This window comes from Pseudomonas sp. NPDC089554 (assembly GCF_050280645.1).
Taxonomy (GTDB): domain Bacteria; phylum Pseudomonadota; class Gammaproteobacteria; order Pseudomonadales; family Pseudomonadaceae; genus Aquipseudomonas.
In genome coordinates, this window is record NZ_JBNNVR010000123.1 from 1 (window position 1) to 12,342 (window position 12,342).

Sequence of the window (12,342 nt, forward strand, 5' to 3'; positions counted from 1 at the left end):
GGCGGTTGTTCTCACCGATGAAGTTGGCGACGAAGGTGTTGCACGGCGCTTCGTAGAGGGTGCGCGGGTCGGCGATCTGCTGGATCTCGCCGGGGCGGCGGAGCAGAAGTAGACGTTCTTCGCGCCGGCCTCGCGGGCCATCTGGATGATCTGTTTGCAGGTGGTGCCGCGTACGATCGAGTCGTCCACCAGCATCACGTTCTTGCCGCGGAACTCCAGCTCGATGGCGTTGAGCTTCTGACGCACAGACTTCTTGCGTGCCGCTTGGCCGGGCATGATGAAGGTACGGCCGATGTAACGGTTCTTGACGAAGCCTTCGCGGAACTTCACGCCCAGGTGGTTGGCCAGTTCCAAGGCCGCGGTACGGCTGGTGTCCGGGATCGGGATGACCACGTCGATGTTGTGGTCGGGACGCTCGCGGCGGATCTTCTCGGCCAGCTTCTCACCCATGCGCAGGCGCGCCTTGTACACCGAAACGCCATCCATGATCGAGTCAGGGCGGGCCAGGTAGACATGCTCGAAGATGCACGGCTTGAGCTGCGGGTTGGTCGCGCACTGGCGGGTGTGCATCTGGCCGTCTTCGGTGATGTACACCGCTTCGCCCGGCGCCAGATCGCGGATCAGGGTGAAGCCCAAGACATCCAGGGCGACGCTTTCGGAGGCGATCATGTACTCGACGCCTTCGTCGGTATGACGCTGGCCGAATACCACCGGGCGAATGCCGTTGGGGTCACGGAAGCCGACGATGCCATAGCCGGTGATCATTGCCACGACGGCGTAGCCACCAACACAGCGGCTGTGCACATGGGACACCGCGGCGAACACGTCGTCCTCGGTCGGCTGCAGCTTGCCACGCACCGCCAGCTCATGGGCGAAGACGTTCAGCAGCACTTCGGAATCGGAGTTGGTGTTGACGTGACGCAGGTCCGACTCGTAGATCTCCTTGGCCAGTTGCTCGACGTTGGTCAGGTTGCCGTTGTGCGCCAGGGTGATGCCGTAAGGCGAGTTGACGTAGAACGGCTGGGCCTCGGCCGAAGTGGAGCTGCCAGCGGTCGGGTAGCGCACGTGGCCGATACCCATGTGACCGACCAGGCGCTGCATGTGGCGCTGCTGGAAGACGTCGCGCACCAGGCCATTATCCTTGCGCAGGAACAACCGGCCGTCATGGCTGGTCACGATACCGGCAGCGTCCTGGCCGCGGTGCTGGAGGACCGTAAGCGCGTCATACAGCGCCTGATTGACGTTCGACTTACCGACGATACCGACGATGCCACACATGCGACGCAACCCCTACATTGATGAAACTTGAGTGAAAAGCGCTCAGGGCTTGGTTGGCCCGAGCAGCTGTTCCTTGAACGGAAGATCAACCGGTGCGCTGATCCCATTGGACATCCACTGACCGGCGAAACCCAGGATGAGGTTCTTCGACCAATCAGCAACCAATAGAAATTGTGGTATCAGGCGCGATTCCTGCCACCACGGATCCTGTTGTACCGGCCCCAGGCTCAGCAGCCCGATGGCCACGACCACCAGCAAGGCCCCGCGCGCGGCGCCGAATGCCATGCCCAGGAAGCGATCGGTGCCGGACAGCCCGGTCACGCGGATCAGCTCGCCTATCAGGAAATTGATCATCGCCCCCACCAGCAGGGTGGCGACGAAAAGAATGGTGCAACCGGCGATGACTCGCGCCGAAGGCGTCTGGATGTAGCTTTCCAGGTATTGCGACAGCGACCCACCGAACATCCAGGCAACTGCGCCGGCGATGATCCAGATGAGCAAGGACAAAGCTTCCTTGACGAAGCCGCGCTTCAGACTGATCAGTGAGGAAACGGCGATGACCGCAATGATCGCCCAATCAACCCAGGTAAATGCCACGATGCTGCCCGCAGACGTTTGAGGCGGCGCATTTTAACAGAGCGCAAGGCTTGGGGTAAGCGGAATGTCGGCGGGATACGCCTTCGAGGGATGTTGCGTCCCATTCGCGAAAAATTCGCGAACGGGACGTCGCAGGTAGCTTGGCGGCTGTTGCTCAGCTGCGCTCTGGCTGGAACCTGACCACGATACCCTTGAGCTTCTGCTGGCGACCCAGCACATCACGCAGGCGCTCAGCTTCGGCGCGCTCGATCAGCGGGCCGACGAACACCCGGTTCAAGCCATCGGAGGTACGGATATAGGCGTTGTAGCCTTGGCTACGCAGGGTTTTCTGCAAGCTTTCCGCACCCGCCCGGTTGGACAGGCTGGCGAGCTGGATGGACCAGCTTACCGGCAAGCCATTGGCGTCAATCTTCGACGCAGCGGCAGGCTTCGTCGCAGTGGCAGTCGGCGCCGTAGCAGGTGCCGGGTGGCTTTCGGCCTTGGCAATCGGCGCCTGCGGCTGGGCCGCCGGAGCCGGCGAAGCAGGAGATGGGGCAGGCGTGATCGGCTGACTCGGCGCAGTGACCGGCGCCGTGGACTCATTGACCACCACCGCTGGCTGCTCGGACGTATCCGGCAACACCTGCGGCTCCGGTACCGGCACTGGCTCCACCTTGACTTCAGGCAGGCTCGGCATGGCCGGGGCCTCGGGCGCCTCGACCCGCACCTGGCGCATCTCGTCCTCCCGGGTGAACAACATCGGCAGGAAGATCACCGCCAGTGCTACCAGCACCAACGCCCCGACCATACGCTGCTTCATCCCTTTATCCAGCACTGCCATCTACTCCATCCTCGAGAGCCTGCCGCTCAAGCCATTCCAAGGCTTGGTCAACGCAGAAAAACGAACCGAACAGCAGGATCTGGTCACCCGCCATCGCCTGGGCACACTGCCCTTCCAGAGCGGCCTCGACGCTCCCATAAGACTTCACCGTCGCGCCGAGGTTCGTCAAGGCCTCGGCAAGCTCGGCAGCCGGGCGACTACGGGGCGTGTGCAGTGGCGCCACGGCCCAGTCGGTTACCAGACCTTGCAGCGGCGCGACAACGCCTTGCAGATCCTTGTCGGCCAGTAAACCGAACACCGCCAACCGGCGCCCCTGCGGTGGCCTTGTCGCCAGGCGACGCGCCAGGTATTCGGCCGCATGCGGGTTGTGCCCGACATCGAGCAGCAGCTCTATAGCCTTGCCTTGCCAGGTCAACGTGCGGCGGTCCAGACGGCCAGTGATACGGGTATCGAGCAGTGCTTTGACAATGTCCGCTGCCTGCCATGGCAAGTCCATGAGCAGATAGGCCTGCAGCGCCAGGGCTGCGTTCTCCATCGGCAAGTCGAGCAATGGCAGGTCGTGCAGTTCTACGCGAGTGCCATCGGGCTTGCGACCGCGCCACTGCCAGTGGCCAGGCGTGCTTATCAGGTCGAAATCGCGCCCGCGCAAGAAGAATGGACACGCCAGCTCACGTGCCTTGTCCAGCAGCGGCTGGGGAGGGTCAAGGTCGCCGCACAGGGCGGGTTTGCCCTGACGGAAGATACCGGCCTTCTCGAACGCCACCGACTCACGGGTATTGCCCAGGTAATCGGCGTGGTCCACGCCAATGCTGGTGACCAGCGACAGGTCGGCGTCGACCAGGTTGACTGCATCCAGCCGCCCACCCAGGCCGACCTCGAGTACCACGGCATCCAGTGCCGACTGGCGGAACAGCCAGAACGCCGCCAGGGTACCCATCTCGAAATAGGTCAGGGAAATATCGCCACGAGCCGCCTCGACAGCGGCAAAGGCTTGGCAAAGTTGCTCGTCGCTGGCCTCGACGCCATTGATCAGCACTCGTTCGTTGTAACGCAGCAGGTGCGGCGAGCTGTACACACCGACCTTCAGCCCCTGGGCGCGCAGCAACGCAGCAACGAAGGCGCAGGTGGAACCCTTGCCGTTAGTACCAGTGACCGTCACCACGCGAGGCGCCAAGCGCCCGAGCCCAAGCCGTGCCAGCACCTGCTGCGAGCGTTCCAGGCCCATGTCGATCGCCGACGGGTGCAACTGCTCGAGATAGGCGAGCCACTCGCCCAGGCTACGTTGGCTCATCACGCGACCGCAGCGACCTCTTGCGCTTGCGCCGGGGTCGGCTGGCCGGTCATCTGCGCCAGCAGACGGGCCAGGCGCGGGCGCAGTTGCTCGCGGGAGATGATGAGGTCGATGGCGCCGTGTTCGAGCAGGAACTCGCTGCGCTGGAAGCCTTCCGGCAGTTTTTCGCGCACGGTTTGCTCGATCACGCGCGGGCCGGCGAAGCCGATCAGCGCTTTCGGCTCACCGACGATGACGTCACCCAGCATGGCCAGACTTGCAGAAACGCCACCGTAGACCGGGTCGGTCAGCACCGAAATGAATGGAATGCCTTCTTCGCGTAGACGCGCCAGCACAGCGGAGGTCTTGGCCATTTGCATCAGGGAGATCAGCGCTTCCTGCATACGCGCACCACCGGAGGCCGAGAAGCAGACCATCGGGCAGCGGTTCTCCAGGGCGTAGTTGGCGGCACGGACGAAACGCTCGCCAACGACGGCACCCATGGAGCCGCCCATGAAGGAGAACTCGAAGGCGCTGACCACGATCGGCATGCCCATCAGGGTACCGCTCATGGAGATCAGGGCGTCTTTCTCGCCAGTCTGCTTCTGTGCAGCGGTCAGGCGGTCCTTGTACTTCTTGCCGTCACGGAACTTCAGGCGGTCGACCGGCTCCAGGTCAGCGCCCAGCTCGGCACGGCCTTCGGCGTCGAGGAAGATGTCGATGCGCGCACGTGCGCCGATGCGCATGTGGTGGTTGCACTTGGGGCAGACGTCCAGGGTCTTCTCCAGCTCCGGACGATACAGCACGGCTTCGCACGCCGGGCATTTGTGCCACAGCCCCTCAGGCACCGAGCTCTTCTTCACCTCGGAACGCATGATCGAAGGGATCAGTTTGTCTACCAACCAGTTGCTCATGCCTTGTTTCTCCCGTATTGGCCGGTGGGGGCATCGTCATGCCTGCCCTGCCCCAGCCCTTGAGCTCAAATTCTTCTGTAAACCGATGATGGACCGGCCACGGGGACCGCCCGCGCGCCGCTCCACCTTCATTCTGTACGCTGACGCCCGTGGCGCCGCGTATTCCGTTGGCCTGCCCCTCGGGCATGGCCTGGCAGCAATGGGCTGCGATAGCTATGGACGATGGCGCGCCGCCAGCCGTCACATCCAGCATCAAGCCTGCTTCACCGCTCGCATGAAGGCTTCGATCTTCGCAGCATCCTTGATGCCCTTGGCCTGCTCCACGCCGCCACTGACATCTACCGCATAAGGCCGAACCTGGGCGATGGCCTGTGCGACATTGGCCGCTGACAGCCCGCCCGCGAGAATGATCGGCTTGCTCAGGCGCGCCGGCACCAGCGACCAGTCGAAGGCCTCGCCCGTACCGCCCGGTACACCCGCCACATAGGTGTCGAGGAGAATACCCTGAGCACCGGCATACTGCTGGCAGGCAGCCTCCAGGTCATCGCCGGGGCGCACCCGCAGCGCTTTGATCCAAGGACGGTGGTAGCCCTCGCAGTCAGCGGGCGTTTCATCGCCGTGGAACTGTAGCAGGTCCAGCTGGACGACCTCGAGGATCTCGTTGAGTTCGCAGCGTGATGCGTTGACGAACAGGCCGACGGTGGTCACGAACGGCGGCAACTCGGCAATGATCGCACGGGCCTGGCGCACATCCACCGCACGCGGGCTTTTTGCATAGAAGACGAAGCCGATGGCATCGGCACCGGCCTCGACAGCGGCGAGCGCATCTTCCAGGCGGGTAATTCCGCAGATCTTGGTGCGAACGTTACTCATGAACAGCGAACCTTGCGTAATCGGTGAAAGGCCCGATGGTAACAAATGACGTTTGACCCGTCAGTCGAGCAACGCCTCGAAGCCGGTAAGAAAGTGTGGGCCGATGTAACGCTGCGGCAACACGAACTCCTCTGGGTACTCCACCTGCACCAGGTACAGGCCGAATGGATGCGCCGTCACCCCGCCCTCGCGGCGGTTGCGCCCCTCCAGCACCTCGCGGGCCCATTCGACCGGACGCTCACCCGCGCCGATGGTCATCAGCACCCCGGCGATGTTGCGCACCATGTGGTGCAGGAACGCTGTGGCACGCACGTCCAGTACGATCATCTGGCCGTGGCGGGTGACGCGCAGGTGGTGAATGTGCTTGACCGGCGACTTGGCCTGGCACTGGCTGGCGCGAAACGCGCTGAAATCGTGGGTACCCAGCAGGTACTGGGCGGCAGTGGCCATCAACCCGACATCCAGTGGACGGTGGTTCCAGGTGACCTCCTCGGCGAGGTGTGCCGGGCGGATCGGATCGTTGTAGATCACATAGCGGTAGCGCCGCGCAGTGGCTTTGAAACGCGCATGGAAGTGCGCCGGCATTGGCCTGGCCCAGGCAACGCTGATGTCATGGGGCAGGTTGAAGTTGGTGCCCAGGGTCCAGGCGCGCTCATCACGCACTGCGCTGGTATCGAAATGCACCACCTGGCCACAACCATGCACCCCGGCGTCGGTGCGCCCGGCACAGACCACGCTCACCGGGGAATCGGCAACTTTCGACAGCGCTTGCTCCAGCGCTTGCTGGACGCTCGGCACACCACTGGCCTGGCGCTGCCAGCCGCGATAGCGCGAACCCTTGTATTCCACGCCCAGGGCGATGCGCGAATAGCCTTCGGCGGCCGACTCGGCCGTGTCGATGTCGTTGATGTCCAAGAACGTGAAACCTGTGGCGAGAACGAAATGCCGGGCATTATAACGACAACGGCAGCCCCTGGGCTGCCGTTGCGTTCACGCGAGCGAAGCTAGACCAGGCGCGAGAGCATGTCCTCGGCTTCCTGGCGCTGGGTGCTGTCGCCATCCTTGACCACCTCATCGAGGATGTCGCGAGCCCCTTGGTTGTCGCCCATGTCGATGTAGGCGCGCGCCAGGTCGAGCTTGGTGGCCACCTCGTCGGCGCCAGAGAAGAAATCGAAGTCCAGGTCGTCCAGCGCCTCGGGCTCCATAGCGGCGTCCTCGGCAGTAAACCGAGGCTCCTGCGATGGCGAATCGAGATTCTGCGACAGCTTGTCCAACTCTGCGTTGACGTCATCGAGCTCCGAAGCGAAGTTCTTTGCCGCGGGAGACTCATCCTCGAGCGACAACGACAGATCGAAGTCTTCCGGCAGCTCCAGCTCGGAAATCGGATCGAACTCGGGGGCCTCGTCAAAGGCTGCCAATTCGGCCATTACATCGACAGGGGCGTCCTCGGCCCCAGCAGGGGCTTGGGGTTCGCCGACATCCAGGTCGAACTCGGTCAAATCGTCCAGGCTCTGCGGCTCGGCCTGGGCTTGAGCTTGGGCCAGCAGCGCCTCGAAGTCGTCATCGGCATTGCTTGGCGCAGGGGTATCGGCCAGTTCCTCGAATTCGGCATCCAGCGGCTGTACCGCCACCTCGTCGGCATCGAGCATGGGTGGCTCGAGGTGATCGTCTGCTGGCAAGTCATCACCCAGGCTCAGGTCGAACGCACTGTCCAGGTCATCCTGTGCACTGACTGGCGTTTCGGCAACCTCAGACTCACCAGGCGACGGCTCGCTTGCGCCAGCCTCACCCTGGTCCTGCAACAGCTCCTGTACATACTGCTCGTCCAGCCCCGACGCCAGGGCGGCAGCGCCAACGCCAGCCCCCACTGCCGCTGCCGCTGCCGCTGCCGCTGCCACCCCCAGCATCGCCGGGAAGCGCTGCTTGAGACCATCGACCGCAGCTTGATTCTGTACCGACGCCGGCAACTGATGCTCTTGGCCTACGAAGGCGTCATGGTCGCCTTGGCGCGCATAGACCTCCATCAGCTTCAGGCGCAGGTCGCTGCGCTCAGGCTGTGCAGCCACGGCGGGCTCCAGCAGCGTGGCAGCGTGGTTCAGGCGGCCCTTGGCCAAGCTTTCGTCGACTTCGGCCAACAGCTTCGCCGAAGGGTCGACCAACGGCGCCGCTGCGACCGGCGCAGGCACCACTGGTTTCTCCGCTGCGCTCGCAGCAGCAGCGGAGGCGGCCACTACAGCTGGCGAAAAGGTGACGCTTGGCGCTGGAACGTCGAGGCTATCGAAGCTGCCAGGCGGCAGATCGAGGTCCGGCGCACGCTCGCTTTCCTCGGACAACGCTCGCGCCATGCGCAGGTGCTTCTCGGCTTCCTGCTGGGCCTTGCGTTTACGCGCCAGCAGCAACAACAACAGCAACAGCACGAGGAATGCGGAGCCTGCCAGGATGCCCAACAACACCGGGTTGCCCAGCAGCTCGTCGAGCACACCCTTCTCCTGCACAGCAGGTGCGGCCTCAGCCTCACTCGTGGGCTCAGGTTGCGGCGCAGTGTCGGCAGCGGCCGGTGCGGGCGCGACCACAGGCTCGGCAGGGGTCAGTTGAGCGTTGACCGCTGGCTGCGTCGGCGCCGGCTCACCTGGCAGGGTTGCGGTTTGCGGCGGCTGCCCAGCGGCGCCCTGCGCTTCGAGACGCGCCAACTGGTCGTTCTTCAGCTCGATCAGCCGCTGCAGCTTGTCCAACTGGCTTTGCAGGTCGACCATGCGGCTCTTGAGTTCGTCGTTGTCACGACGGCTGGTATCCAGGCTTTCCTGGGTAACGGCCAGCTTGTCGCTGAGCGCCTTGGCGTTGTTCGCACCGGCCTGCCCATCTGGACTCAACAGGCGCAGGTTATCGCCTTGGGCGATACGCGCGGGCGCGGCATCCGCGGCGCCACGCCGAGTGGCGTCCAACTGCCGGGCGCGCGGGCCCAGACGCCGTCCCTCGCGCCAGGCCGCATACTGCTCGGCCACTTCGCGAACCGCCTCGCCCTGGGGAATGCTCTGTATTTGCTGCTGGTCGGGCAGGCGCAAGACCTGCCCAACTTTCAATTGGTTGATGTTGTTGCCGATGAAGGCATCCGGGTTGAGCGCCTGGATCGCCAGCATGGTCTGTTGCACCGAGCCGCCCTGGCTGTTGCGCGCGGCGATCTGCCACAAGGTATCGCGGCGCTTGGTGGTGTAGCTGCCCGCGCTGACCGCCGGGCTGATCGCGGCAGGCGAAGACTGGCCTGGTGCGGCCTGGGGGCGATCCAGCGCCACGTCGTAGTCACGCAGCAGGCGTCCCTGAGGCCACATCACCTGAACCAGGAACTTGACCACAGGCTCCGGCAGCGGCTTGCTCGAGGTAACGCGCAGCACACTACGCCCGTTGGGGTTTATCACCGGGGTGAAAGTGAGGTCTTCCAGGTAGGTCGGCAGGGGCACGTTCGCCTTGGCGAACTCCTCGGGCGGCGCCAGGCTCGGTGCCAGCTCGGCGGCGGTAAGGTCGCGCACGTCGAGCAGTTCGATCTCGGCATCCAGCGGCTGGTTCTGGGCTGACTTGAGGGTCAGCTCTCCCAACCCCAACGCATTCGCCATGCCGGACGACAGCGCCGAAGCTGCCGCGATGGCCAGAACCAGTTTGCGAATTCGAAGCATGAAGCCCTTCCCTATATTTTGAATCGTCCCCAAAACCAGCCGACGGTGTAGGACAAAATTGCTGGCCAGTATCTTTTACGCCATGTGTTTTATCAACAATTGCGCCACCTGCACGGCATTGAGCGCCGCCCCCTTGCGCAGGTTGTCGGTGGTCAGCCATAGGTTGAGCTGCTGTTCTTCATCAATGCCATGGCGCACACGACCAACATAGACCACGTCTTGCCCGACTGCGTCGCCTACTGGCGTCGGATAATCGTCGCGCTCGACCAATTCGGTACTTTCGGCCGACTCCAGCACTTGGTTGACGGCCTCCAGGTCGACCGGGCGACGGCTCTGCACGGCCACACTGAAGCTATCGCCGAAAAACACCGGGACTTGAACGCAGGTCACGGAAATCTTCAATGCAGGCAGGCCCAGCAACATACGCAGTTCGCCGACCAGGCGCCGCTCCAGCAGCGCATGGCCTTGCTCGTCGGTGGCTCCTACTTGCGCCAGCAGGTTGAACGCAACTTGCCGATCGAAAAAGCGCGGTTCCAGAGGCCGTGCATTGAGCAGCTCGGCGGTCTGGCGAGCCAGTTCGTTGACCGCTTCACGTCCTTGGGCAGACACCGCCAGCGCCGCCATTACCTGCACCTGCTCGATGTCCAGCAGGTGCTTGAGCGGCGCCAGTGCCACCGCCAGTGCCACCGCTGCGCTGCTAGGGCTGGCGACCAACGCAGGCCAAGTCAGGCTGGCGACCTGATCGGCATTGGCCTCGGGAACCAGCGCCAACGCCTGGTCGAGCCCGCCAGACAAATCGATGACCGTGCAGCCCGCCTGCTGCGCCTTGGCCGCGAAACTGCGGCTGACGGCTGGGCCTGCCGCAAAGAACGCCAGCTTGACCTGGGCGAAGTCGAAACTGTCGACCTCGCGCACTCGCACCTTCTTACCCGCGAACATCACGCTGCTGCCCGCTGATTCCATGCTGGCCAGCAGGTGCAGGGTCGCGACCGGGAACGCCAACTCCTCGAGCACCTGCACCAGGGTTTCACCGACGCTGCCGGTGGCGCCGACGACGGCGATGTCTAGGGTTTGGGTCATGGCAAGAATCCTCTGCTGGAACGGCGGGAGCGGCACTTTACTTGGATTGTGGGCCGAGACAAACAAAAAACCCGCGCCGGTAAGGGCGCGGGTTCAGAGGGCATTGCGCAGCGGTCAACGCTCCAGCAGGATCCGCAGCATGCGGCGCAGCGGCTCGGCGGCGCCCCACAGCAGCTGGTCACCGACGGTGAACGCGCCCAGGTACTGGGAGCCCATGTTCAGCTTGCGCAGACGGCCAACCGGGATGTTCAGGGTACCGGTAACCTGGGTCGGGCTCAGCTCCTGCATGCTGATCTCGCGCTGGTTCGGCACCAGTTTCACCCAAGGGTTGTGCTGGCTGATCATGCCTTCGATGTCGGCGATGGGTACATCCTTGTTCAGCTTGATGGTCAGCGCCTGGCTATGGCAACGCATGGCGCCGATGCCCACGCTCTCGGCCAGTACCGACAGCTGGGTGCCGATCGAGCCATAGCCGACGATGCCCAGTTTCTTGCCACGGATCTCGAACGAGTTGGCTGCGCTCTTGATCCAGCCGCCACGGTGGCACGAGGCGTTCTTCTCGGGGATACCGCGCAGCAGCAGGATGGCTTCGGCCAGCACCAGCTCGGCCACCGAGCGGGTGTTGGAGTAGGGCGCGTTGAACACGGCGATGCCGCGCTCACGGGCCGCGTTCAGGTCGACCTGGTTGGTGCCGATGCAGAAACAGCCGACCGCGACCAGCTTCTTCGCGCAATCAAAGACCTCTTCGGTCAGTTGCGTGCGCGAGCGGATGCCGATGAAGTGGGCATCTGCGATCTTTTCCTTCAGATCGGCGTCTGGCAGTGAGCCAGTGAGGTACTCGATATTGGTGTACCCGGCAGCCTTGAGGGTATCCACAGCGTTCTGGTGGACGCCTTCGAGAAGAAGGAACCTGATCTTGCTCTTGTCGAGAGAAGTCTTGCTCATCTGCGTAAACCTGTATCCCGGAGAAAAAATGGCGAGGGGGCAAAGCGGCGCGGCGTCGGCCTTAGCACGAACGACGGGAGGGCTATGCTAGCATACGCGACACTGTCTGAGCTTATCCCGCCAGGTGAAGAGTGCTCAGGGTGACCATGAATAGTTCGAGAGTTCTGCTGATGACCCACTCTGCGGTAATTGATGAGCTGATGACCCTGGTCGAGCCTGGCAAGGTGCTGACCGACCCCGCGTCACTCGAGGCCTACGGCAAGGACTGGACCAAGCACTACCCGCCGGCGCCCTCTGCCATCGTGTTGCCCAAGACCATCGAGCAGGTGCAGGCCATCGTCGCCTGGGCCAACCGCCACAAGGTGGCGCTGGTGCCGTCGGGCGGGCGCACCGGCTTGTCGGGGGCTGCCGTTGCCGCCAACGGCGAGGTGGTAGTGGCCTTCGACAACATGAACCAGATCCTCGATTTCAACGCCTTCGACCGCACCGTGGTTTGCCAGCCGGGGGTGATCACCCGCCAGTTGCAGGCGTTCGCCGAGGAACAGGGGTTGTACTACCCGGTAGACTTCGCCTCCAGTGGCTCAAGCCAAATTGGCGGCAATATCGGCACCAATGCCGGCGGAATCAAGGTGATTCGCTACGGCATGACCCGCAACTGGGTGGCTGGCCTCAAGGTCGTCACCGGCAAGGGCGAGCTGCTCGAACTGAACCGCGACCTTATAAAGAACGCCACCGGCTATGACCTGCGCCAGCTGTTCATCGGCGCCGAAGGCACCCTGGGCTTCGTGGTCGAGGCCACCATGCGTCTGGACCGCGCACCGCGCAACCTCACCGCCATGGTGCTGGGCACCCCGGACTTCCAGGCCGAAGGGCAGGAAGTAGCGTGGGTTGGAGCGG

11 protein-coding genes are annotated in these 12,342 nt (G+C 63.7%); 1 reads left to right on the forward strand and 10 read right to left on the reverse strand.

Features of this window, described 5'->3' with window-relative positions; all coding sequences use genetic code 11:
• The 10 genes from purF to ACQKPE_RS24155 all read right to left on the reverse strand — a co-directional run.
• On the reverse strand, window positions 1–1,278 hold a 1,278-nt coding region (purF, locus tag ACQKPE_RS24110; protein WP_427669182.1), incomplete at its 3' end, for an amidophosphoribosyltransferase.
• A gap of 42 nt (window positions 1,279–1,320) precedes the next feature.
• Complete coding sequence (locus ACQKPE_RS24115) at window positions 1,321–1,875, reverse strand: CvpA family protein (RefSeq protein ID WP_427669183.1); 555 nt, start codon at window positions 1,873–1,875, stop codon at window positions 1,321–1,323.
• Window positions 1,876–2,029: 154 nt separating this feature from the next.
• The gene (locus ACQKPE_RS24120) at window positions 2,030–2,695 is read right to left on the reverse strand and encodes an SPOR domain-containing protein (RefSeq protein WP_427669184.1); all 666 of its coding nucleotides are present in this window, start codon (window positions 2,693–2,695) and stop codon (window positions 2,030–2,032) included.
• The gene (folC, locus tag ACQKPE_RS24125; RefSeq protein ID WP_427669185.1) at window positions 2,679–3,986 is read right to left on the reverse strand and encodes a bifunctional tetrahydrofolate synthase/dihydrofolate synthase; all 1,308 of its coding nucleotides are present in this window, start codon (window positions 3,984–3,986) and stop codon (window positions 2,679–2,681) included. The genes ACQKPE_RS24120 and folC overlap by 17 nt, the downstream gene beginning before the upstream one ends.
• Entirely contained in the window at window positions 3,986–4,879 is an 894-nt protein-coding gene (gene accD, locus ACQKPE_RS24130; protein ID WP_427669186.1) for an acetyl-CoA carboxylase, carboxyltransferase subunit beta, read from the reverse strand. The genes folC and accD overlap by 1 nt, the downstream gene beginning before the upstream one ends.
• Before the next feature lie 252 nt (window positions 4,880–5,131).
• Window positions 5,132–5,752 (reverse strand): phosphoribosylanthranilate isomerase, encoded by a 621-nt coding sequence (locus ACQKPE_RS24135; RefSeq protein ID WP_427669187.1) that lies wholly within the window; start codon window positions 5,750–5,752, stop codon window positions 5,132–5,134.
• A 60-nt stretch (window positions 5,753–5,812) separates the two neighbouring features.
• Window positions 5,813–6,667: a tRNA pseudouridine(38-40) synthase TruA gene (truA, locus tag ACQKPE_RS24140; RefSeq protein WP_427669188.1), complete on the reverse strand. Its 855-nt coding sequence runs from the start codon at window positions 6,665–6,667 to the stop codon at window positions 5,813–5,815.
• Between the two features lie 89 nt (window positions 6,668–6,756).
• Window positions 6,757–9,420, reverse strand: coding sequence for a FimV/HubP family polar landmark protein (locus tag ACQKPE_RS24145; protein ID WP_427669189.1), 2,664 nt, complete (start codon window positions 9,418–9,420; stop codon window positions 6,757–6,759).
• Window positions 9,421–9,495: 75 nt separating this feature from the next.
• Window positions 9,496–10,500 carry an aspartate-semialdehyde dehydrogenase gene (locus tag ACQKPE_RS24150; RefSeq protein WP_427669190.1) on the reverse strand — a complete coding sequence of 335 codons (1,005 nt, stop codon included), beginning with the start codon at window positions 10,498–10,500 and terminating at the stop codon, window positions 9,496–9,498.
• 114 nt (window positions 10,501–10,614) lie between these two features.
• Window positions 10,615–11,445, reverse strand: coding sequence for an Asd/ArgC dimerization domain-containing protein (locus ACQKPE_RS24155; RefSeq protein WP_427669191.1), 831 nt, complete (start codon window positions 11,443–11,445; stop codon window positions 10,615–10,617).
• Window positions 11,446–11,615: 170 nt separating this feature from the next.
• Here ACQKPE_RS24155 and ACQKPE_RS24160 point away from each other — a divergent pair.
• Window positions 11,616–12,342 (forward strand): FAD-binding oxidoreductase (locus ACQKPE_RS24160; RefSeq protein ID WP_427669192.1); only part of this gene is annotated, 727 nt, incomplete at its 3' end.

Coding starts and splice junctions, on each gene's coding strand:
- ACQKPE_RS24145 (WP_427669189.1), bottom strand. CDS start 9,420: ATGCTTCGAATTCGCAAACTGGTTCTGGCCATCGCGGCAGCTTCGGCG.
- ACQKPE_RS24155 (WP_427669191.1), bottom strand. CDS start 11,445: ATGAGCAAGACTTCTCTCGACAAGAGCAAGATCAGGTTCCTTCTTCTC.
- folC (WP_427669185.1), bottom strand. CDS start 3,986: ATGAGCCAACGTAGCCTGGGCGAGTGGCTCGCCTATCTCGAGCAGTTG.
- ACQKPE_RS24150 (WP_427669190.1), bottom strand. CDS start 10,500: ATGACCCAAACCCTAGACATCGCCGTCGTCGGCGCCACCGGCAGCGTC.
- ACQKPE_RS24120 (WP_427669184.1), bottom strand. CDS start 2,695: ATGGCAGTGCTGGATAAAGGGATGAAGCAGCGTATGGTCGGGGCGTTG.
- accD (WP_427669186.1), bottom strand. CDS start 4,879: ATGAGCAACTGGTTGGTAGACAAACTGATCCCTTCGATCATGCGTTCC.
- ACQKPE_RS24135 (WP_427669187.1), bottom strand. CDS start 5,752: ATGAGTAACGTTCGCACCAAGATCTGCGGAATTACCCGCCTGGAAGAT.